The sequence below is a fragment of the Caballeronia sp. GAWG1-5s-s genome (genome assembly GCF_023631445.1).
Classification (GTDB): domain Bacteria; phylum Pseudomonadota; class Gammaproteobacteria; order Burkholderiales; family Burkholderiaceae; genus Caballeronia.
On sequence record NZ_JALQDC010000024.1, the window covers coordinates 175370 to 196713 of the forward strand.

Here is a 21344-nt window from a genome sequence, read left to right on the forward strand (position 1 = left end):
CATTGGCGGAAGGCAGCAGGAGTCGAACCTACCTGGGAGTGTCTGACACCCCCAACTGGGTTTGAAGCCCAGCCGCACCACCGGATACGAATGCCTTCCCCGGCTGAAACAAACGAAGCCCACGATTATAACGGCGGAACGAAAAACGCACGCGTCAGCGCGCATCGTCGCCGGACTGCCCCGGCGTGCGTCGTCGCAGCAGACGATACGCGCAGTACAGCAACGCGACGAGCGCGAGCAGATCGATGACGGTCGCGCCATGCATCTGCAACTCCACTAGCGCGATGTGCAATTGCCGCTGGAACAACGCGCCGCCCAGCACCCAGAACGCGGACCACGCGACAATGCCGGCCGCATCCCAGAGAAGGAAGACGAGCGCGGCGATGCGCGTCGTGCCCATCAGCGGCGGCGTGACGAGTCCGAGCCCCGGCACGAACTTCGATACCGCGATGATCGGCGCGCCGTACCGCTCGAAAAGCTCGCTCGTCGTGCGCATGCCGGAATCGATCGCATACGAGCGGCGCGCGAGCGCGGCCACGAGTCGCCGTCCGTAGATGCGCCCCGCCGAAAACCACGCGCTGTCGCCGAGCAGCGCGCCGCAGACCGCCGCGATCAGCACATGCGAAAGCGACAGCCGCCCGCTCGCGATCATCGATCCTGCGAAGACGAGCAGCGGCGCCGACGGCAGCGGCACGCCCAGCCGCGTCAGCAGCACGTTGCCGAAGACCGCGGCCGCGCCCCACTGCGCAATCGCCGACGGCGGAATCTGAATCAACTGCCACCTCCGCGGCGCGCGCGTCGGCATTCGCTTCGAAAGATCATCGGGGCCTCGACTGGACCAGCATCACCGGCACGCTGCCGCACCCGGCGCTGTTCGCAATTTCGATGCCGTGCCATGACGGCGCATCGCCACGGTCGAGCGCCATCGAGTCGACGCGCCGGTCCGGGCGCAGCACGTTGAACGGCCAAGAGGGACGGCGCAGCCGCTCATGGACGATCGAGCCGAGCCAGATTGGCGTCGGCGTGGCATTGGGGCGTTCCTTCAGCACATAGCGCGTCGGCCAGAAGCGCAGCACATCGCGCTCGTCGGCGCCGCGACGCGAGCGCGTGAACATGAGCTTCGACGGCTCGCCGTTGTTCAGGCGCGGCAGCACAGGCAGCGCGGTCGCGGGCGCGTTCGGCGACACGACCGACATCACGCTCTTCATCGTCAGTCCGGTCGCTTGCGTCCAGCCGCGGCTCGACAGCTGCGCGCGAATCTCCGCAGGCGTCGCGGCCCATTGCACGGTGATCGGCTCGCGGCGGTCGCCGTCCATGCTCGACCGGTAGCATGAAAAGGTGCGCCACACGGTGTCCATCCACTGGATCGGCGTGATGACGACAGTCGGCGGCGCGGCGCTGTGCGCCTGCGTGTCGTCGCTCAACTGGAAGCCGACGCTCGCGCAGATCACGGCGAGGATCGCGAACGGCATCAGCGGACGGCGTCTGGGCTTCCCCGGATGCCGCCACACGGCGGTCAGCGCGATGAGAAACACCCACATGGCCGCGAGCGCCGCGCTGCCGAGCGCGTCCGAGATGGTGAAGCGTCCGAAGTAGAGGCCCGCGAGCGCGATGGCCGTCACGATGCCCGACGTCGCCGTGGCGATGCACACGCCGGTCAGCATGCCCACGCGGCGCAGCAGCAGAAACGCCAGAAAGCCGTAGATGATGACGGCCGCCGCGAGATGCGGGCTCGGGAACGTGTGCTCCACCGGCGCGAACGACAGCGGCAAGCGGTGATGCGCCGTCACGCGAATCGCGGCAACGAGCAGTTGGGAGAACACGACCGCGACGACCCAGTACGCGACCGTGCGCCAGCGCCGCTCGAAAATCATCCAGACGATGACGGTCGCCGCGACCGCAAGCAAGGTCGGCGTGCTGCCGAGCGCGGCGGCGCCGTCGAGGATCGAATCCGCCCACGTCGAGCGGAACGACTGCAACAGGCGGTACGTCGAGACATCCACCTGCACGAGCGACGAGCCGCGCGCCACGTTCGACATCACGTAGAAAAACGCCATCGCCGATGCGAGCAGCAACACGGAAATGGCAACGATGAGCGAAGTCGCGGGATTCGCCGGATCCAGCGCGCGCCACACGACTCGCGCCGGCGCGCCGTCGTTGCGCTGCGCCCAGGCGAGCAGCCTGGCGCGCGAAGCGACCGTCCAGCCCTTCGCATGTCCGACGATCACGCGCGCCAGATTGAAGACGAGCCAGCCGATTGCCGTCACGGCCACGAGTATGACGACGAGCCGGATCGACACCGCGCCCGCCAGTTCGATGGATGCGCCGAACACCACGCCCGGCAGGATATGCAGCGGCGCCCAGATGAGCGCGCTCAGGACGTTGACGGCCAGAAAGCGCGCGGGCGTCATGCCCGACAGGCCCGCGACGACCGGCACCACGGCGCGCATCGGCGCCACGAAGCGCGCGAGCACCACGCTCTTCGCGCCGTGCGCGTGGAAGTACCGCTTGCCGGCGGCGAGCGCGCCCGGATGGCGGCGGAACGGCCACATCTGCGCGATGACATCGGCATAGCGCGCGCCGAAGCAGAAGCTCGCGGCGTCGCCGGCAATCGCGCCCGCGATCGCGCAGACGAATACCCAGCCGAGATTCAGCGCGCCCGCGCCGACGAGCGCGCCCGCGATGAACATCGCGGTGCTGCCGGGCACGAAGGTGCCGATGAATGCGACCGATTCGAGAAACGACGCCAGCAGCACGACCGCGAGCGTCCATTCGGGATGGCCCGACAGCAGATGCAGCAGCGCGTAGTAGGAATGCTCCATCGGTTCGCCTGGCGCAAAAAGCGCAGAGGGCGTGGCGGGAGCCGCTCAGACCGGCTCGTGCCAGCGGCTGTCGGTGCGCAACAGGTGCAGGTCGCGATGAAAGCGAGTGTAACCAACCCGGTCGAAGAACTCCAAAACCTGTATCGCGCGTTTGCGGCCGAGACCGCTCGCGTCGCGAAACTCTGCTGCGCCTATGCCGCTGGCCGCACCATTGCGCGTGCTGGCGTGTTCGGCGGCGAGCCGCGCGAGCTCGGCAATGGCGGATCGCGAATAGAAGAGATCGCGCACGACCTGCAACACGTCGCCGCGCCGCGCGAGCTTGCGCAAGAGGCGCCGCATGTCGTCTTCCTGCGCGCCGTGTTCACGCGCGAGGTCGCGCACCCACGGCGGATCGAAACGTCCGCGTTCGATCGACGCCAGCACCGCCTGCGCGAGCGATTCTTCGGCCGCATCGAGCGCCACCGCATGCGACGGCAGATGCAGCCACGGCCCGCTGCGCGCGACGGTTCCGCGCGCCACGGCGTCGTCGATCAGGGCGCGCCACAGCGCATCGGACGCGAGCGGCGCGGCCATGCGGCGCAGACGCGCGGCGTCGGGGCCTTGCTCGTCGGGAAAGCGTTCGTGGAAAGCGGCGAGCGCGTTCGTGAGACGCGCGGCAAGCGCGTCCCAATGCGCGGCGGCGATGAAAAGCGCATCGTCGGACAAGGGCACGCGGCGCAAGCCGTCCGGCAGCGCGACCGATGCCGCCGGACGGCCGCACAGATGCTCGACGAGCGAGCGCGGCAAGCCGTACGGCGACTCATCGAAAAGCGCATCGGCGCGATGCGTGTCGAGCCAGGCGGCCAGCGCATCGAGCCACGCTCGGCGCTGCGGCGTGCGGCGCTTGCGGGCGGGCGCGAACGGATCGAGCACGCGGCCGCCGCCTACCGTGCGGCTCGCCTGCGCATTGCGCACGATGAAGCGGTCGCCCGGCAGCGCGCATACCGGTTGATCGAAGACGAGCTGCACGCGGGCCGATTGTCCCGCCGCGAGCGCATCCGCTTCCAGCAACGCGACGTGTGCCACGCGATGCGTCGTGCCCAGATGCACATGCAGCGGCGTCCAGTGCGCGAGCGTGAGCCCGGCATCGGCGAGCAGCGTCAGTTCGACGTCGAGCCGCTCCGACGCCTTCGCGATGCGCGCATCCACGATCCAGTCGCCGCGTGCGAGCGCATCTTTCTCGATGCCGGCGAGATTCAGCGCGCAACGCTCGCCCGCGTGGCCCGCCTCCGCTGGGCGATTCTGCGCGTGAATGCTGCGCACGCGCACTTCGTTCGCCGATTCTCGCGGCGCGAGCGCGAGCACGTCGCCGACGCTCACGCGACCCGCGAACGCCGTGCCCGTCGCGATCGTGCCTTGCCCCGACAGCGTGAACACGCGATCGACGGCAAGGCGGAAGAAGCCATCGTCGCGCCGCGCGCGCCAGTGCGCGGCGGCATCGCGAAGATGCGCGTTGAGCGCGGCCACGCCGGGATCGTCGGCGGCGGTGGCGTTGGTGTCGAAGATCGGCGCGTCGCAGAGCGGCGTCGGCGCGAGCAGCGTTCTGATCTGCGCGTGGACGTCGCGCACGCGGCTTTCGTCGACGCGGTCGGTCTTCGTCAACGCCACCGCGCCCGTCGTCACGCCGAGCAGTTCGAGAATCGCGAGGTGCTCGCGCGTCTGCGGCATCACGCCGTCGTCAGCCGCGATCACGACGAGGGCGAAGTCGATGCCGCTCGCGCCCGCCGCCATCGTATGCACGAGCTTCTCGTGGCCCGGCACGTCGATGAAGCCGAGCATGCCGCCATCCGCGAGCGGCACATACGCGTAGCCGAGTTCGATGGAAATGCCGCGCGCTTTTTCTTCTTTCAGGCGGTCGGTGTCGACGCCCGACAGCGCGCGCACGAGGGTGGTCTTGCCGTGGTCGATATGCCCCGCCGTGCCGACGATCATGCGTCTTCGCTCCGGCCCTGGCCGTCGAGTTGCGCGATGAAAGCGGCTTCGTCGGCTTCTTCGAGACAACGAAGATCGAGCCAGAGTGCGCCGTCCGCGATGCGCCCGATAACCGGACGCGGCAACGCGCGCAGCTTGCGCTCGATGCGGTTCAGTTGCCCGCCGCCGCGCTTGCCGCTCGCAAGCCGCACGGCGAGGCCGTAGCTCGGCAGCACGTCTACCGGCAACGCGCCGCTGCCGATCTGGCTGAACATCGGCTCGGTCGTCACGGCGAACGCGTCGCCTGTCAGGCGCTGCAACGCGGGCTGAATGCGCTCGGCGGCGAGGCGCATCGCGTCGGCGGGCCGCGTGAGCAGGCGCAGCGTCGTAAGGCGCGCTTGCAGCGTCTCTGGCGTGCGATACAGGCGCAGCACCGCTTCGAGCGCCGCGAGCGTGAGCTTGCCGACGCGCAGCGCGCGCTTGAGCGGATGCTTCTTGATCTTCGCGATCAGATCCTTGGCGCCGACGATGAGGCCGGCCTGCGGTCCGCCGAGCAGCTTGTCTCCGCTGAACGTGACGAGGTCCGCGCCCGCTTCCACCGTCTCGCGCACGGTCGCTTCGCGCGGCAGGCCCCATTGCGTCAGATCGACGAGCGTGCCGCTGCCGAGATCGACGACGACCGGCAGGCCGCGTTCATGCGCGAGCGGCGCGAGTTCGGCCGTCGTGACTTCCTTCGTGAAGCCGGTCACCGCGTAATTGCTGCAATGGACCTTCATCAGAAGCGCGGTTCTCGCGTTGATCGCTTCCACGTAGTCCGTCAGATGCGTGCGGTTGGTCGTGCCGACCTCGCGCAGCTTCGCGCCCGCACGGCTCATGATGTCCGGAATGCGAAACGCGCCGCCAATCTCCACCAGCTCGCCGCGCGACACGATCACTTCTTTCCTCGGCGCCAGCGCGGACAACGTGAGCAGCACGGCCGCCGCGTTGTTGTTCACGACCGTCGCCGCTTCCGCGCCCGTCAGTTCGCAAATGAGCCCGTTGATCAGGTCGTCGCGATCGCCGCGCGCGCCGGTATCCAGATCGAATTCGAGATTCGCGGGACGCGTGAGCACGTCGGCCACGGCGCGCACGGCCTCGTCCGGCAACAGCGCGCGGCCGAGATTCGTGTGCAGCACCGTGCCCGTCAGATTGAACACGGTGCGCACGCGGCTTTGCGCACGGCTCGCGAGCCGCAGACTCACGGCGTGGCCGAGCATCGTTTCCGTGAGCGCTTCCACGGATGCGCGGCCCGCCTGCGCGTCGGCGCGCCATGCGTCGAGCGTCGCGCGTAAGGCGGCGAGCGTCTGCGTGCGGCCGTATTCGTCGATGAGCGGCTCGAACAGCGCCGATGCGAGCACGCGCTCCACCGACGGCACGCGGGCCATCAGCGCGCGCAGTTCGCTGCCGTCGCCGCCGGTCACGTCGCTCATCGTGCTTCGTCCGATTCGTCCGCTTGGCTCGCTTCGTCCGATGCGCTCTGTTCGGGCCACAGCCACGGATTCGGCGCGGGGCGTCGGAAGCCCGCATCGCCCATCAGAAGATCGAGCGTCAGGCTCGCGAGATCGTCCGCGAACGGCTCGAAGTCGTACGCTTTCTCCTGATAGCCGATCTTGCGATACGTGCCGCATTCGTCGCACGACTCCGCTTTCAGCGGCGCGTTGCGCGCGCGTTCGGCGCGGGCTTGCTCGTCTTCGGCGGTCTGAGCGGTGCTGGCTTCCGCGCCGTCCATCGCGTGATACGCGATGCCCTTGGTCGAATCGCAATTCGAGCACTTCGCGCGCACGACGTGCCACTCCGTCGAGCACAGGCCGCACTGCACATAGCGATAGCCTTCGTGCACGCCGCCCACGCGTACGATGCTCGCCACCGGCATCGTGCCGCAGACGGGACACACGCCGGACGTGTCCATATACGGCACTTCCGCGCTGCCGATGCGGCTCGCGATGTCCGTCCACACCACTTGCAGCGCCGCGACGATGAACGGCGCGGCGGCGGGCTCGATCTCCGCGAAACGCAAAGCGAGAATGGCGTCGGCCTGCGCGTCGAGCGCGTCGGCCGACATCGATCGCAGATGCGCGACGAGTTGCGCGAGCGGCGGCGTCAGCGCGCCAGCGGCTTCGATGCGATCGAGCAGCATGAAGAGCACGTCGCGCCATGCGGGATCGCGCTGGTTCGCGCCGAGCGCGGGAACGATGGGCATCGAATGCTGCTGGTTCAGCGCGATGGATTCGCGCGATGGCATCGGCGCGGTGAAGTCGGCGAGCACGTGTTGTTGCGCGTCGGCGAGCGCCGCCATGAGCCGCAAATAGCCCGCGATGGGATGGCTCGCGTCCGCAAGCTGGCGCAGGCGCGCGGCGCGTGCGCTGAAGACCGTTGCGCGTTCAGGCATGCGCAGCCGTGGAATGGCCGACTGATCGAGTGCTTCGATCGATGCAGCGGATTCGAGTATGCGTTGGACCACTTGAGTTCGTCCTTGGAATGCTTCGGTGCTTTGAGTGCGGCGCAGAAGCGTCGCATTGAAAAGAAGAATAACAGCTTGTCGGATAGCGTTCAGACGGCGCACGTCTGCGTGCGCTGCGTCGCGCGGATCGCGCTGCGCAAAGAAGAACCGCCCGGCCTGACGAGGCGCGAGCGGTTCGGATCACTGCCGGCGTGTCGCGAGAAAGCCGCGACGCCTACTTGCCGATGATTTCCTTGAACCAGCGCGGATGGTGCTTGCGCGCCCATCCATACGTCACGGTTCCGCGCACCATCGCGCTGATCGATCCCTTGATCCACAGTCCCGCATAAATGTGGATGATGATCGACATGATCAACACGAAAGCCGTCGCCGCGTGGACGACCGCCGCGAGCCGGATGACGGTGATCGGAAAGTAGAACGCGAAGTACGCGCGCCAGATCACCACGCCGGATGCGAGCAGCAACAGCAGGCTCGCCACCATCACGTAGAACACGAGCTTCTGACCGGCGTTGTATTTGCCGATCTCGGGCAGGCGGTCTTCGCGGTTGGCGAGCACGTCGTCGATCTGCTTCATCCACTGGATGTCGCTCTTGTCCAGATGGTTGTGATGCCACACGCGCAACGCGAGGACCATGAACGACAGGAACATCACGCAGCCGACGAACGGATGCAGGATGCGCGTCCATTGCCCGCCGCCGAAGATCGCATAGAGCCACGACATCGACGGATGAAACATCGCGAGCCCGGACAACGCGAGCAGCACGAAGCTGATCGCGGTGATCCAGTGGTTCGTGCGCTCGTTCGGCGTGTAGCGCACGATCAGGCGGTTGCCTCGCACGTCGCGCAATTCGCTATCGTGTTTCATTCGAACGCTCCCTTTCGTTGCGTGCGGCTTCGACCTCGCGCTGCGCCTCGGCTTCCTCTTCCGCGCTCACTTCGTTCGGACCGACACGCGTGTAGTGGAAGAATCCGGCCAGCGCGGCGAGCGCCATGCCCGCGACCGCGAGCGGCTTCGTCACGCCCTTCCAGACCGACACGAGCGGACTGATGCGAGGATTTTCCGCGAGCCCGTGATACAGCCCCGGCTGATCCGCGTGATGCAGCACGTACATGACGTGCGTGCCGCCCACGCCGGCCGGGTTGTACAGACCGGCGTTCTCGAAACCGCGCTCCTTCAGGTCTTCCACGCGGTCTTCCGCCTGCTGGATCATGTCGGTCTTGGTGCCGAACATGATCGCGCCGGTCGGACACGTCTTCACGCATGCCGGTTCCTGCCCGACCGCGACGCGATCGGAACAGAGCGTGCACTTGTACGCGCGGTTGTCTTCCTTCGAGATGCGCGGAATGTTGAACGGGCAGCCCGTCACGCAATAGCCGCAGCCGATGCAGTTTTCCTCGTGGAAATCCACGATGCCGTTCGTGTACTGAACGATCGCGCCCGGCGACGGACACGCCTTCAGACAGCCCGGGTCCTCGCAGTGCATGCAGCCGTCCTTGCGGATCAGCCATTCGAGGTCGCCCTTCGGGTTCTCGTACTCCGTGAAGCGCATCACCGTCCACGAATGTTCGGTGAGATCGCGCGGGTTGTCGTAGACGCCGGTCGTGTGTCCCACGTCGTCGCGCAGGTCGTTCCACTCCATGCACGCCGTCTGGCAGGCCTTGCAGCCGATGCACTTGGACACGTCGATGAGCTTCGCGACGGTGCCCGTGACCGGCTCGCGGATCTGCGGCGGCGGCGTGGTGGTGGCGGAAACGCGCTTGATATCGAGCGATTGCAGAGCCATTCTCGTCTCCTTATGCCTTCTCGACCTTGACGAGGAACGACTTGAACTCAGGCGTCTGCGAGTTCCCGTCGCCCACGGAAGGCGTCAGCGTGTTGACGAGATAGCCCGGCTGCGTCAGGCCCTTGAAGCCCCAGTGCAGCGGCAGGCCGACGGTTTGCACCTTCTTGCCCTCCACGGTCAGCGGTTTGATGCGTTTGGTGACGAGCGCCACCGCGATGATGTGTCCGCGATTACTCGACACCTTCACGCGATCGCCCGCGACGACGCCCACTTCCTTCGCCAGATCCTCGCCGATCTCCACGAACTGCTGCGGCTGCACGATCGCGTTGAGCTTCACGTGCTTGGTCCAGTAGTGGAAGTGCTCGGTCAGGCGATAGGTCGTCGCCGTATGCGGGAACTGATCGGCGGTGCCGAAGGCCGCGCGGTCGTCCGGGAACACGCGCGCCGCCGGATTGCTCGTGACGTTCTTCTCATTCGGGAAGAACGGGTTGTAGCCGAGCGGCGTCTCGAACGGTTCGTAGTGAACGGGGAACGGACCTTCGTTCATGCCGTCGCGAGCGAAGAAACGCGCCACGCCTTCCGGGTTCATGATGAACGGATTCATGCCGTTTTCCGGCGGTTCGTCCGCCTTGAAGTCCGGAATGTCCGCGCCGGTCCAGGCACGGCCGTTCCAGCCGATCAGCTTGCGCGACGGATCGAACGGCTTGCCGCTCACATCGCACGATGCGCGGTTGTACAGCACGCGGCGATTCACCGGCCACGCCCACGCCCAGTTCAGCGTCTGGCCGATGCCGGTCGGATCGCTGTTGTCGCGGCGGCCCATCTGATTGCCCGCCTGCGTCCACGCTCCGCAGTAGATCCAGCATCCGCTCGCCGTCGAACCGTCGTCGCGCAGCAAGGCGAAGCTCGAAAGCTGTTCGCCCTTCTTCGCGAGCACCTTGGTCTTGTCGGTCGGATCGGTGACGTCGGCGAGCGCGCGGCCGTTGAACTCCATCGCGAGCTCTTCGGGCGTCGGGCTTTCCGGGTCCGCGTACGGCCACGACATCTTCAGGATCGGATCGGGATACTTGCCGCCCTGCTCCTGATACGCCTTGCGAATACGCAGCCACAGGCCCGACATGATCTCGAGGTCGCTCTTCGCTTCGCCCGGCGGCTGCGCGCCCTGCCAGTGCCACTGCAGCACGCGCGACGAAGACACGAGCGAGCCGCGCTCTTCTGCGAAGCACGTCGTAGGCAGACGGAACACTTCGGTCTGGATCTTCGACGAGTCCACGTCGTTGAACTCGCCGTGGTTCTTCCAGAACTCCGACGTTTCGGTGGCGAGCGGGTCCATGATGGCGAGCCACTTCAGCTTGGACAAGCCGAGGCCGATCTTCGCCTTGTTGGGCGCGGCGGCGAGCGGATTGAAGCCCTGCGCGATGTAGCCGTTCATCTTGCCCTGCGCCATCAGCTCGAAGACCTGGAGCATGTCGTAGGACTTGTCGAGCTTGGGCAGGAAGTCGAAGCCGAAGTTGTTCTCGGCGGTCGCGTTGTCGCCCCACCACGACTTCATGAAGCTCACGTGGAACGCGCGATAGTTCTTCCAGTAGCTCAGCTGGTTGGGCCGCAGCGGCCGCGTCGCGCGCTTCGTGATGTATTGCTCGTAATCCTGCTCGCCTTCCATCGGCAGGGTCATGTAACCCGGCAGAAGGTTGGACATCAGGCCGAGGTCGGTCAGCCCCTGGATGTTCGAGTGACCGCGCAGCGCGTTCATGCCGCCGCCCGCAATGCCGATGTTGCCGAGCAGAAGCTGCACCATCGCGCCGGTGCGGATCATCTGCGCGCCGACCGAGTGATGCGTCCAGCCGAGCGCATACAGAATGGTGCCCGCGCGGTTCGTCGCCGCCGTCGATGCGAGCATCTCGCAGACCTTCAGGAACTTGTCGGTCGGCGTGCCGCACACCTTCGTCACCATTTCGGGCGTGTAGGCGGCGTAGTGCTGCTTCATCAGGTTGTAGACGCAGCGCGGATGCTGCAGCGTCGGGTCGACCTTCACGAAACCGTCGTCGCCGCGCTCGTAGTCCCAGCTCGTCTTGTCGTACTTGCGATGCTCGGCGTCATAGCCCGAGAACGTGCCGTCCTTGAACGCGAAGTCTTCGCGCACGACGAACGACATGTCCGTGTAGTTCTTCACGTACTCGTGCTGGATCTTGTCGTGCGTCAACAGATAGTTGATGACGCCGCCAAGGAAGGCGATGTCCGTGCCGGTGCGAATCGGCGCGTAGAAATCCGCGACCGATGCCGTGCGCGTGAAGCGCGGATCGACCACGATCAGGCGCGCCTTTCTGTGCGCCTTCGCCTCGGTCACCCATTTGAAACCGCACGGGTGTGCCTCGGCCGAGTTGCCGCCCATTACCAGAATCACGTCCGCGTTCTTGATGTCGACCCAATGGTTCGTCATCGCTCCACGGCCAAACGTCGGGGCAAGACCTGCCACCGTCGGGCCATGTCAGACACGCGCCTGATTGTCGAATGCGAGCATGCCAAGACTGCGGACAGTCTTGTGCGTCAGATAGCCGACTTCGTTGCTCCCCGCCGACGCCGCGAGCATGCCCGTCGTGAGCCAGCGGTTGACCTTCTTGCCGTCCGCCGTCGTCTCGACGAAGTTCGCGTCGCGGTCTTCCTTCATCAGCTTCGCGATGCGGTCGAGCGCGTCGTCCCACGAGATGCGCTTCCATTCCGACGAACCCGGCGCGCGATACTCCGGATACATCAGCCGGCTCGGGCTATGGATGAAGTCGATGAGCGAGGCGCCCTTCGGGCACAGCGTGCCGCGATTGACCGGATGGTCGGGATCGCCTTCGATATGGATGATGCTGGCCTTCGCGTTCTTGGCGTTGTCGCCGAGACCGTACATCAGGATGCCGCACCCGACCGAACAGTACGGACAGGTGTTGCGCGTTTCAGTGGTGCGCGACAGTTTGTATTGTCGGACTTCGGCGAGTGCGGGTGCCGGAGAGAAGCCCAGTGCAGCCAGGCTCGATCCGGCGAGCGTGCTCGCGGAAACCTTGAGGAACTGTCGCCGTGACATTTGAAGCATGATGTCCTCGGCGCGTCGTGAAGTGGGGTGCTCTAAAAGTATAGAAGCGCGCGTTCGGCTTAAGGTCCTGCCGCTCGCACGCAGCGTCGATTTTTCGAACCGCCGGCGCTGCAGCCGTCGTGGCTGGCGCGCGATGTAGCGGTTGCGCCGCGCGAAACGAACGAGCGTCCCGTCGCGGCAGGCGCGATCATAGCAATGTTCTTATATATGCGCTTCGCCCGTTGGCGCTTGTCTTGGAACGGAACCTGCTCGATCGGTTGCATTTACCGCCCGCGGGCCCGCGCAACGCGCTGAAAGCCCGCGCCGCCACTGTTCGATCGCACCGAGAGATTCGCCATGAGCTCCGTTTCCACGCAAAAAATAGGTTCCGTGGTCAAGAAAGATGCGTCGTGGGCGCTCGGCGCGCTCAAGCAGTTCTCGGAAAACCGCTGCGCCGCGATGGCCGCGAGCATCGCGTTCTATTCGGCGTTCTCGCTTGCGCCGACGCTTGTCATGGTGATCGCGGTGGCCGGCTGGGTGTTCGGCCCGGAAGCGGCGCGCGGGCAGCTGTTCCATCAGGTCAACGGGCTGATCGGCGATCAGGCGGCGGCGGGCGTGCAGAGCATCGTGGAGAACGCGCATCGCAGCGGCGGAACCGGGATCGCCGCCATCATCTCCTTCGTGCTGCTGGCTGTGGGCGCGTCGGCCACGTTTTCCTCGCTCAACACGGCGCTCAATATCGTGTGGCCGCTCACCGGCGAGCAGCGTTCCAGCGTGCTCGCGATGGTGCGCGTGCGGCTCGTGTCGTTCGGACTCGTGCTGGGCGTCGCCTTCCTGCTCATCGTCTCGCTCGTGCTCGATACCGCGATTCAGGCGGTCGGCCTGTGGCTGTGGGGCGATTCGCCGTTCGTCGTCATCGGCGATGTGGTGCAACTGGTGGCGGGGCTCGCGATTCTTTCCGTCGCGTTCGGCGCGCTGCTCAAGTTTCTGCCCGATGCGCCGGTGCAATGGCGCGATGCGCTCGTCGGCGGCGTCGTGGCCGCGATCTTCTTCTCCGTCGGGAAGAAGCTGTTCGCGTTCTATCTGACGCACGCGGGCACCGCGAGCGCGTTCGGCGCGGCCGGATCGCTCGCCGTGCTGCTGATGTGGCTGTACTTCTCCGCGGCGGTGCTCCTGCTGGGCGCGGAGTTCTCGGCGGCGCGCGCGCGCATGCATGATCCGCGCGGCGCGTGGGGCGTGCAGGACAACGGCAGCGTGCCGCCGGGAAGCCGCGCCAAAATCGGTTCGATGCTGGCGGCGTCCACGCGCGTCGACATGGCGGCGGATATTCAGCCTGTCGCGCGGACGACGCTCGATGTCCGAAGCGCGCGCCCGCAAGCCGCGCGGCGCTCGAACGGCGGCCGCACGCGCCAGGCCGCGCTCGCACTCAAGCGGGCGATCGAACTCTCGCGCAAGGTGGCTCGCGCAGAGTCGACGGCCACGCGCGCCACCGCCGTCGCGATGGTCGGCGCCGGGCGCAAGGCGTCGCAGGCGAACGCCGCCGTGAAGCGCCACCCGTGGCGCGCGGTGCTGCTCGCGGCGACGGCGGGCGCGGCCGTGGCGCTGCTCTCGCGGCGCGACGGCGGTCCTTCGCGCGACGTCTGATCGACCGACTGCGGCTGCTTGCGCAAAACGAAAATCCGGTTTGTTATCCGCTTCGGCATTAATCGTTATTAGCCGCGTGTTTCGCTGCGCGCGTCAAACTCCGCGCGGAACTTTTGCGACGGGAGTTTGTCGCGTCTCAGTTTTCAGAAGCGATAGCCGCAAACCGAATATGGGCGGGCGTCTCCCGGCACTGTGTCTTTTTGGAGACAGTCATTTTTTTTCGTTTCTAACGTAACGAAACGTTGCGTTATTCTCTGCGCCGGTAACAACGATTTTAATCATTCGCGTGGAGAATTCGATGAAACGATTCGCACTGACGTCCCTCTCGCTGGCCCTGCTCGGCGCAGCTGGCGCGGCACAGGCACAAACGAGCGTGACGCTGTATGGCGTGATCGATACGGGCCTTGCCTATGTCAGCCATGCAAACTCGACGGGCGACCACCTCTTCGGCATGGTCAACGGCACGCTGTCCGGCCCGCGTTGGGGCTTGAAGGGTCAGGAAGACCTCGGCGGCGGTCTGAAGGCACTGTTCCAGTTGGAAAGCGGCTTCGATCCGGGCACGGGTCGTCTGAATCAGGGTGGACGCGAGTTCGGTCGTCAGGCATTCGTCGGTTTGAGCGGCAACCAGTGGGGTACCGTCACGCTGGGTCGTCAATATGACCCGTCGGTCGACATGGTCCAGGGCCTCACGGCTGACAACTACTGGGGCGCAGCGTTCGCCACGCCGGGTGACGTCGACAACTACGACAACAGCCTGCGCGTCAGCAACGCGGTCAAGTACGTTTCGCCGGTGTTCTCGGGCTTCCAGTTCGAAGGCATCTACGGCTTCAGCAACCTGGCGGGCACGACCGGCCAGGGCCAGACCTGGGGCGGCGCGGTCACGTATAACAACGGTCCGTTCGGCCTGGCAGGCAGCTACCTGTACGTGAACAACCCGACGACCGGCCGCGTGCCTGTGTCGACGACGAACAGCGGCTGGAACAGCCCGTCGTCGGATTCGCTGTTCAACACGGTCATCAACCGCGGCTACTCGACGGCTCACGCAGTCGGCATCGCGCGCGGCGCAGGCCAGTACGTGTTCGGTCCGTTCACGGTCGGCGCGTCGTACAGCTTCGCGCAGTACAAGAACGACGGCAGCTCGCTGTTCCAGGAGCAAGAGAAGTTCAACGTCGGCAACGGCTACGTGAACTTCCAGCTGACGCCGGCTACGCTGCTGGGCCTCGGCTACACGTACACGCACGCAAGCGGCGACACCTCGGCGAACTACCACCAGGTCAGCCTGGGCGCCGACTACTCGCTGTCGAAGCGTACGGACGTCTATGCTGTCGGCGCTTATCAGCACGCAAGCGGCACGCAGCGCGACTACGTGACGACCGGCGGCGTGACCCAGTCGCGCACGGTCAACGCAACGGCTTCGATCAGCGACTTCGGCTTCGACAGCGGCCGCAGCCACCAGGAACTGGTCCTGATCGGCCTGCGTCACAAGTTCTAAGAACAACCGATCGGCGTGGCACGCAAGTGCCGCGTCAGCGGACAAGCGGTATCTCGAACAGCCATCGGTTCACCGATGGCTGTTTTTTTATGCGCGCTCGATACCGCTGCTACGGAGTCCATTGAATGATCGCCTTTCTCCGCCGGATCGCTCTCGCTTCGCTATTAGCGGGCGGCATCGCGCATGCGTTCGCGGACGAGCCGCCCGCGTTGCCGATGATCGTCGCGCATCGCGCCGGCACGGCGGACTTCCCGGAAAACACGCTGCTCGCCATCGCGGGCGCGCTGGCGCATCGCGCGGATGCCATCTGGCTTTCGGTACAGATCACGCGTGACGGCGTGCCGGTGCTGTATCGACCGGCGGACTTGTCCGCGAATACCGACGGCAAGGGCGCCGTCGCGAGCCTGAACCTCGCCGCGCTGCAACGCCTGAACGCAGGCTGGAACTTCGCGCACGCCGATGCGCGCGGCGCGAGGACGTATCCGTATCGCGCGCATCCGCTGCGCATTCCGACGCTCGACGACGCGCTCTCCGCAATTCCGGCGTCCGTGCCGGTGATGCTCGACATGAAAGCGCTGCCCGCCGAGCCGCAGGCAGCGGCCGTCGCCCGCGTGCTCGATCGCGCGAATGCGTGGTCGCGCGTGCTCATCTATTCCACCGACGCGGCGTATCAGAGCGCGTTCGCCGCCTATCCGCAGGCGCGGCTTTTCGAATCGCGCGATGCGACGCGTGGACGGCTCGCGGGCGTCGCGTTGGGGCACACATGCGCCGAGCCGCCGCAGCCCGGCACATGGGCCGCATTCGAGTGGAAAAGGCAGATGGAAGTGGTCGAGACCTTCACGCTCGGCGAAGCGCGCTCGCCCGTGGAAGCGAAGCTGTGGACACGCGAGTCGCTCGCTTGCTTCCGGACGCGGGGCGAGGCGCATGTGCTCGCCATCGGCATCGATAGCGCCGAGGATTATCGCGCGGCCGCGTGTCTCGGCATCGACGCCGTGCTGGCGGATTCACCGCGCAAAATGCAGGCGATCAAGGCGAGCCTCGCGATGCCGCTGCAATGCGCGGCCGACGCCCGTTAAAGGCTCATTCCGGCGGCAGGTTTCCGCCGCCGTCGACGTCCTCCGCGAGCGTCTGCGCAGGCGCATCCGAACCGGCGGGCAGATCGCCGATCACGAGCCGCGGCACCGTGTTGTCGGCTTCGCGCCGGCGCAGCGGCACGTCGGCGAGATCGGTCCACGTCGGGTTCGGAATCTCGCCGAACAACTGCCGCAGCCGCTCGCCCCACGTGCGGTTGATCATCTGGTAGTACGCGCTGTTGTTGTCGAGCGTGGCAAAGCGCGTGACGCGCAGCGCGTCCTTTTCGTAGACCAGCAGATCGAGCGGCAGACCGACCGAGAGATTCGAGCGCAGCGTCGAATCCATCGAAATGAGCGCGCATTTCGCGGCTTCGTCGAGCGGCGAGGCCGGGGTAATCACGCGGTCGATGATCGGCTTCCCGTACTTCGATTCGCCTATCTGAAAGTACGGCGACACGCGCGTCGATTCGATGAAATTGCCGGCCGCGTACACCATGAAAAGGCGCGGACCCTGCCCGTGAATCTGGCCGCCCAGAATGAAGCTGCAATTGAAGTCGACGCTGAACTCAGCGAGCGACAGCGCATCGCGCCGATGCACTTCGCGCACCGCATCGCCGACGATGCGCGCGGCTTCCGCCATCGTGGTGCAGCTATAGAGCGTCGGCGCGTGATGGTCGGCGGGCTCGGCGAGCAGTTGCGTCACCGCCTGCGTGAGCGCCAGGTTGCCGGCCGCGAGCAGCACGATCACGCGCTCGCCCGGCTGCTCGAAAACAGCCATCTTGCGAGCGGCGCTGACGTGGTCCACGCCAGCGTTGGTGCGCGTGTCGGACAAGAAGACGAGACCCTCGTCCACGCACATGCCCACGCAGTAAGTCATGTCGAAATTTCCGAAAACAAAAAACCAAACCACTATTGTACTGATCTGTCTGCGCATCGCATGGCGCATGCACCTTTTTGCTTAACGGCAACGGTGCGCCGCGGCTTGAGCGTGAATGCGCAAGTGCTTTTCGCGATAGACTCGGCGCACTGCGCCTCCTTTCGTCCCCGTTGCCTTCATGCAAGAAGATTCCCTCGCCGATGCCCTCCTCGCCGGGCTTGCGCGTCCGATCGTGTTCGTCGATCTCGAAACCACCGGCAGCGATGCCACCGTGGACCGCATCACCGAAATCGGCGTCGTCGAGGCGAGCACGGCGGGCATCGAGCGATGGAGCGTGCTCGTCGATCCGGGCGTGCCGGTGCCGCCGTTCATCTCGCGCCTCACGGGTATCGACGACGCCATGCTGCGCGGCCAGCCGACGTTCGAATCGCTCGCGCCGGCGCTGGCCGAGCGGCTGCACGGCAAGCTCTTCGTCGCGCACAACGCGCGCTTCGACTACGGCTTTCTGAAGAACGAATTCCGTCGCGCGGGCATCGCGTTTCGCGCCGATACGCTGTGCACCGTGCGGCTGTCGCGCGCGCTCTTTCCATCGGTCGAGCGGCATGGTCTCGATGCGCTCATCGCGCGGCTCGATCTCGCGCCGCAAGGACGCCACCGCGCGCTCGCCGATGCCGATCTGCTCTGGCAGTTCTGGCTGAAGATTCACGCGCTGTATTCGCAAGACCTCGTGGATGCGGCCATCAAGACGCTCGTGAAGCGCGCGAGTCTGCCCGCTGCGCTGCCCGAAGGCGCGCTCGATGCGCTGCCTTCCGCGCCCGGCGTCTATCTCTTTCACGGCGACGACGACGTGACGCTCTACGTCGGCAAGAGCATCAACCTGAAACAGCGCGTGACGGCGCATTTCTCGGGCGATCATCGGCTCGCGAAGGACTTGTCCATCTCGCAGTCGATACGGCGTATCGAACATCGCGAGACTGTCGGCGAGCTCGGCGCGCTGCTGCTCGAAGCGAAGCTCGTGAAAGACTTGCGGCCCATTCACAATCGCCTGCTCAAGCGCGTGTCGCCGGCATGCGCGTGGCAATGGCTGCCGGGCGCGCCCGCCCCGGTGCTGCTGCGCGCCGACAAACGCGATCTCTCGCGCGAGCCGCATCTCTTCGGCGTGTTCGCGTCGCGCGGCAAGGCGCACGCGTTCATGCGTCATCTCGCCGATGAACACAACCTCTGCGCGACGACGCTCGGTCTGGAAAAAGCGCCGCCCGGACGAATGCGCGGCTGCTTCGGCTTTCAGGTGAAGCGCTGCCTCGGCGCGTGCGCGGGCGTCGAATCGCTCGCGGATCATGCGGCGCGCGCGCTCGTCGCGCTCGATGCGTCGCGCATCGTGCGCTGGCCTCACGACGGCCCCGTCGCGATCGCAGAGCGCGATGAGCAGACCGCGAGCGAAGCCTGGCACGTGATCGATCGGTGGTGCTATGTGGGCACGTGCGCGTCGCGGGACGCTATCCCCGCGCTGCTCGCGAGCGCGCCGGAGCTTCGCCCGTTCGATGCCGACGTGTACAGCCTGATCGCGAAACGCCTTGCATCGGGACAACTCGAATGGATCGCGTGCGACGCGCGTCCCGCATTCAGTCTCGTCATGCAGCAAGCACTGGCGTTGCCGGCCGTATCGCACGACAAGCGCACCGCGCCGCGCCGCCGCGCCTTCGGTTCGCCGAATGGCAGCGCGGGGCAACTCGCATTGTCTGTCTAGGCGACGCCGCCGTTCGCGCGCAGCACTTGCCCGTTGACCCAGCCCGCATCCTCGCCGACGAGAAACGCCACGACCGACGCGATATCGTCCGGCTGACCGAGACGTTCCAGCGGCGGCATCTTCGCGAAGTTCGCAATCTGCTCGTCGGTCTTGCCGTCGAGAAAGAGCGCAGTGGCAACCGGTCCCGGCGCGACCGCGTTCACGGTGATGCGTCGCCCGCGCAACTCCTTCGCGAAGACATGCGTGAACGCTTCGACGGCCGCCTTCGTCGCGTTATAGACCGCGTAGCCCGGCATGTTGAGCGCGAGCGTCGTGCTCGAAAAGTTCACGATGCGCCCGCCGTCGTTGATGCGCGAGGCCGCTTCGCGCAGCGTATTGAAGGTGCCGCGCACGTTGATGTCGAACGTGTGGTCGTAGAGCGCGTCGCTCGTATCGGCGAGCGGCGTCGGCTTCAGCACGCCCGCGTTGTTGACGAGCGCATCGACCTTGCCCAGTTCGGCTTCGACCGTATCGAACATGCGCCGCACGTCATCGGCCGATGCCACGTTCGCTTTCACCGCGATGGCCGCCGCGCCCGCCGCGCGCAGTTCATCGACGAGCGCATTCGCTTCCGTCGCACTCGATGCATAGTTCACCGCGACTGCGAAGCCCTCGCGCGCGAGCCTTCGCGCAATCGCCGCGCCGATGCCGCGCGACGCACCCGTGACGAGCACCACACGTTTTGCTTGTGCCTGACTCATGATTCGCTCCTTAAAAGTGACTGCTGAATGCGATGCATCATGAATCATTCGGCATGAGCGATCATCGGGCGCGGCTTAGTATCATCGTTCCAGTTGCTTCAACAATTCAACGCACAACAAAAGGCCCGGAAACATGGATCGCTTTCAGGAGATGCAGGTGTTCGTGCGCATTGCGGAGCGCCACAGCTTCACGCAAGCCGCCGACGATTTGCAGATGCCGCGCGCCACCGTGACGAATCTGATAAAGCGTCTCGAAGAACGCCTCGGCGCGCGTCTGCTCGAACGCACCACGCGCACCGTGCGCCTCACGCCCGATGGCGAGGCGCATTACCGGCGCTGCGTGCGTCTCATACAGGATCTGGAGGAAGCGGAGGGTTCGTTTCGGCATGCTGAACCGAAGGGCCTGCTGCGCGTGAATCTGCAAGGAACGCTCGCGCGACGCTTCATCGTGCCGGCGCTGCCCGCGTTTCTCGAACGCTATCCGCAGATCGAATTGCATGTCGGCGAAGACGACCGGCTCGTGGATCTCGTGCGCGAAGGCGTCGATTGCGTGCTGCGCGCGGGCACGCTGCAAGATTCGTCGATGATCGCGCGACGCGTCGCGTTGCTCGAACAAGTGACGGTGGCGAGTCCGGCGTACCTCGCGCGACACGGCGCACCGGACGACTTGCGCGCGCTCGAATCGCATCGCGCGGTCAACTACGTATCGAGCGCAACGGGGCGCGCGGCGCCGCTGGAATTCGATGTCGACGGGACCATCGAATCGGTCGAGCTTCCATCCGCTATCTCCGTGACGGGCGTCGAGCTCTACACGCAGGCGGCGCTCGCGGGCCTCGGTATCGTGCAAGTGCCGCGCTATCACATCGACGACGCGCTCACGGACGGTCGCCTGCAATGCGTGCTGCCGGCGTTTCCGCCACCGCCGATGCCGGTGTCGCTGCTCTATCCGCATAGCCGTCAATTGTCGGCGCGGGTCAGGGTTTTCGTGGATTGGGTAGCGTCCATCTTCGACGAAGCCAACGCACGCGAGAGCTAACGCGGCGCAATGCAAAAGAGGCCAGCTTTCCGCGAGGAAAGCTGGCCTCTTCAGGCACCGACGGATACGTCGAGCGCGAGTTTGGAGCTTAGGCTGCTGCGTCCTTCAGCTTCTTCAGCGCGCGTGCCTTGATGCGCACGCTTGCGGGCTTGGCCGGGAACCAGCGCTCTTCGCCGGTGAACGGGTCTTTGCCGAAGCGCTTCTTCTTCGCCGGAACGGCTTGCGCGGAGATCTTCAAGAGGCCCGACAGCGTGAATTCGCCCGAACCCTTCTTGTGAACCGAACCGAGAATGGTGTCTTCCAGCGCGACCAGCACGGCCTTGACTGCCTTCACATCCACTTCGGCGCGCTCTGCCAGATGCGCGGCCAGCGATGCCTTCGTGAACGTGTCCTTGACCGGTGCGAAGGTGCCCGGCGTCTTCTTGGCGGCAACCGTCTTGCTGGCTACTTTCTTCGCGGCAACCTTCGTGGCTGCTTTCTTGGCCGGTGCGGCGGTCTTTGCCGTGGCCTTCTTGGCCGTGGCTTTCTTAGCAGCGGTTTTAGCGGAAGTCGGCATGTTTCTCCTACCTGTTTGGTCGTTGATATCGAATACGTCCGCACCGATGCGTGCGTATCACGCCG

General features: G+C 65.9%; 16 protein-coding genes and 1 tRNA gene. 5 read left to right on the top strand and 12 right to left on the bottom strand.

The features are described from left to right. Nucleotides 1-3: 3 nt before the first annotated feature. The 9 genes from NCR34_RS18620 to fdnG form a co-directional block, all read right to left on the bottom strand. Nucleotides 4-99 (bottom strand) — tRNA-Sec (locus NCR34_RS18620). Between the two features lie 55 nt (nucleotides 100-154). Then, the gene (locus tag NCR34_RS18625; protein WP_250500874.1) at nucleotides 155-775 is read right to left on the bottom strand and encodes a DedA family protein; all 621 of its coding nucleotides are present in this window, start codon (nucleotides 773-775) and stop codon (nucleotides 155-157) included. Between the two features lie 43 nt (nucleotides 776-818). Then, complete coding sequence (locus tag NCR34_RS18630) at nucleotides 819-2822, bottom strand: VTT domain-containing protein (protein ID WP_250500875.1); 2004 nt, start codon at nucleotides 2820-2822, stop codon at nucleotides 819-821. A gap of 45 nt (nucleotides 2823-2867) precedes the next feature. Next, nucleotides 2868-4793, bottom strand: a complete 1926-nt coding sequence (gene selB / locus NCR34_RS18635) for a selenocysteine-specific translation elongation factor (RefSeq protein WP_250500876.1) — start codon at nucleotides 4791-4793, stop codon at nucleotides 2868-2870. Beyond that, nucleotides 4790-6241: an L-seryl-tRNA(Sec) selenium transferase gene (gene selA, locus NCR34_RS18640; RefSeq protein WP_284506609.1), complete on the bottom strand. Its 1452-nt coding sequence runs from the start codon at nucleotides 6239-6241 to the stop codon at nucleotides 4790-4792. The genes selB and selA overlap by 4 nt, the downstream gene beginning before the upstream one ends. Continuing rightward, entirely contained in the window at nucleotides 6238-7272 is a 1035-nt protein-coding gene (gene fdhE / locus NCR34_RS18645; RefSeq protein WP_250500877.1) for a formate dehydrogenase accessory protein FdhE, read from the bottom strand. The genes selA and fdhE overlap by 4 nt, the downstream gene beginning before the upstream one ends. Nucleotides 7273-7486: 214 nt before the next feature. Next, the gene (locus tag NCR34_RS18650) at nucleotides 7487-8137 is read right to left on the bottom strand and encodes a formate dehydrogenase subunit gamma (RefSeq protein WP_175942253.1); all 651 of its coding nucleotides are present in this window, start codon (nucleotides 8135-8137) and stop codon (nucleotides 7487-7489) included. Continuing rightward, the gene (fdxH, locus tag NCR34_RS18655) at nucleotides 8124-9056 is read right to left on the bottom strand and encodes a formate dehydrogenase subunit beta (protein ID WP_250500878.1); all 933 of its coding nucleotides are present in this window, start codon (nucleotides 9054-9056) and stop codon (nucleotides 8124-8126) included. Before fdxH ends, NCR34_RS18650 begins: the two co-directional genes overlap by 14 nt. 10 nt (nucleotides 9057-9066) lie before the next feature. Beyond that, on the bottom strand, nucleotides 9067-12135 hold the full coding sequence (gene fdnG, locus NCR34_RS18660; protein WP_250500879.1) for a formate dehydrogenase-N subunit alpha: 3069 nt from the start codon (nucleotides 12133-12135) through the stop codon (nucleotides 9067-9069). A gap of 336 nt (nucleotides 12136-12471) precedes the next feature. On the opposite strand from fdnG, the gene NCR34_RS18665 reads away from it, so the two are divergent. The 3 genes from NCR34_RS18665 (at nucleotide 12472) to NCR34_RS18675 (ending at nucleotide 16326) form a co-directional block, all read left to right on the top strand. Continuing rightward, nucleotides 12472-13758, top strand: a complete 1287-nt coding sequence (locus NCR34_RS18665; protein ID WP_250500880.1) for a YihY/virulence factor BrkB family protein — start codon at nucleotides 12472-12474, stop codon at nucleotides 13756-13758. A gap of 298 nt (nucleotides 13759-14056) precedes the next feature. Then, nucleotides 14057-15250 (top strand): porin, encoded by a 1194-nt coding sequence (locus NCR34_RS18670; RefSeq protein WP_250500881.1) that lies wholly within the window; start codon nucleotides 14057-14059, stop codon nucleotides 15248-15250. Nucleotides 15251-15375: 125 nt separating this feature from the next. Further along, nucleotides 15376-16326 (top strand): glycerophosphodiester phosphodiesterase family protein, encoded by a 951-nt coding sequence (locus tag NCR34_RS18675; RefSeq protein WP_250500882.1) that lies wholly within the window; start codon nucleotides 15376-15378, stop codon nucleotides 16324-16326. Between the two features lie 4 nt (nucleotides 16327-16330). On the opposite strand, the gene NCR34_RS18680 is transcribed toward NCR34_RS18675, so the two are convergent. After that, nucleotides 16331-17200, bottom strand: a complete 870-nt coding sequence (locus tag NCR34_RS18680) for a proteasome-type protease (protein ID WP_175942265.1) — start codon at nucleotides 17198-17200, stop codon at nucleotides 16331-16333. A 178-nt stretch (nucleotides 17201-17378) separates the two neighbouring features. On the opposite strand from NCR34_RS18680, the gene NCR34_RS18685 reads away from it, so the two are divergent. Beyond that, nucleotides 17379-18947: a 3'-5' exonuclease family protein gene (locus NCR34_RS18685; protein WP_250500883.1), complete on the top strand. Its 1569-nt coding sequence runs from the start codon at nucleotides 17379-17381 to the stop codon at nucleotides 18945-18947. Here the strand turns inward: NCR34_RS18685 and NCR34_RS18690 are convergent. After that, on the bottom strand, nucleotides 18944-19687 hold the full coding sequence (locus NCR34_RS18690) for an SDR family oxidoreductase (RefSeq protein ID WP_250500884.1): 744 nt from the start codon (nucleotides 19685-19687) through the stop codon (nucleotides 18944-18946). The genes NCR34_RS18685 and NCR34_RS18690 overlap by 4 nt on opposite strands. 133 nt (nucleotides 19688-19820) lie before the next feature. On the opposite strand from NCR34_RS18690, the gene NCR34_RS18695 reads away from it, so the two are divergent. Then, nucleotides 19821-20723: a LysR family transcriptional regulator gene (locus NCR34_RS18695; protein WP_250500885.1), complete on the top strand. Its 903-nt coding sequence runs from the start codon at nucleotides 19821-19823 to the stop codon at nucleotides 20721-20723. Nucleotides 20724-20811: 88 nt separating this feature from the next. Here the strand turns inward: NCR34_RS18695 and NCR34_RS18700 are convergent, their stop codons facing one another. Further along, nucleotides 20812-21279, bottom strand: a complete 468-nt coding sequence (locus NCR34_RS18700) for an HU family DNA-binding protein (RefSeq protein WP_175942273.1) — start codon at nucleotides 21277-21279, stop codon at nucleotides 20812-20814. Between the last annotated feature and the right edge of the window lie 65 nt (nucleotides 21280-21344).

Excerpts from the sequence above, each read along its gene's own strand:
- NCR34_RS18630 (WP_250500875.1), bottom strand. The coding sequence starts at position 2,822 with ATGGAGCATTCCTACTACGCGCTGCTGCATCTGCTGTCGGGCCATCCC.
- selB (WP_250500876.1), bottom strand. The coding sequence starts at position 4,793 with ATGATCGTCGGCACGGCGGGGCATATCGACCACGGCAAGACCACCCTC.
- selA (WP_284506609.1), bottom strand. The coding sequence starts at position 6,241 with ATGAGCGACGTGACCGGCGGCGACGGCAGCGAACTGCGCGCGCTGATG.
- NCR34_RS18650 (WP_175942253.1), bottom strand. The coding sequence starts at position 8,137 with ATGAAACACGATAGCGAATTGCGCGACGTGCGAGGCAACCGCCTGATC.
- fdxH (WP_250500878.1), bottom strand. The coding sequence starts at position 9,056 with ATGGCTCTGCAATCGCTCGATATCAAGCGCGTTTCCGCCACCACCACG.
- NCR34_RS18665 (WP_250500880.1), top strand. The coding sequence starts at position 12,472 with ATGAGCTCCGTTTCCACGCAAAAAATAGGTTCCGTGGTCAAGAAAGAT.
- NCR34_RS18670 (WP_250500881.1), top strand. The coding sequence starts at position 14,057 with ATGAAACGATTCGCACTGACGTCCCTCTCGCTGGCCCTGCTCGGCGCA.
- NCR34_RS18675 (WP_250500882.1), top strand. The coding sequence starts at position 15,376 with ATGATCGCCTTTCTCCGCCGGATCGCTCTCGCTTCGCTATTAGCGGGC.
- NCR34_RS18680 (WP_175942265.1), bottom strand. The coding sequence starts at position 17,200 with ATGACTTACTGCGTGGGCATGTGCGTGGACGAGGGTCTCGTCTTCTTG.
- NCR34_RS18685 (WP_250500883.1), top strand. The coding sequence starts at position 17,379 with ATGCAAGAAGATTCCCTCGCCGATGCCCTCCTCGCCGGGCTTGCGCGT.
- NCR34_RS18690 (WP_250500884.1), bottom strand. The coding sequence starts at position 19,687 with ATGAGTCAGGCACAAGCAAAACGTGTGGTGCTCGTCACGGGTGCGTCG.
- NCR34_RS18695 (WP_250500885.1), top strand. The coding sequence starts at position 19,821 with ATGGATCGCTTTCAGGAGATGCAGGTGTTCGTGCGCATTGCGGAGCGC.
- NCR34_RS18700 (WP_175942273.1), bottom strand. The coding sequence starts at position 21,279 with ATGCCGACTTCCGCTAAAACCGCTGCTAAGAAAGCCACGGCCAAGAAG.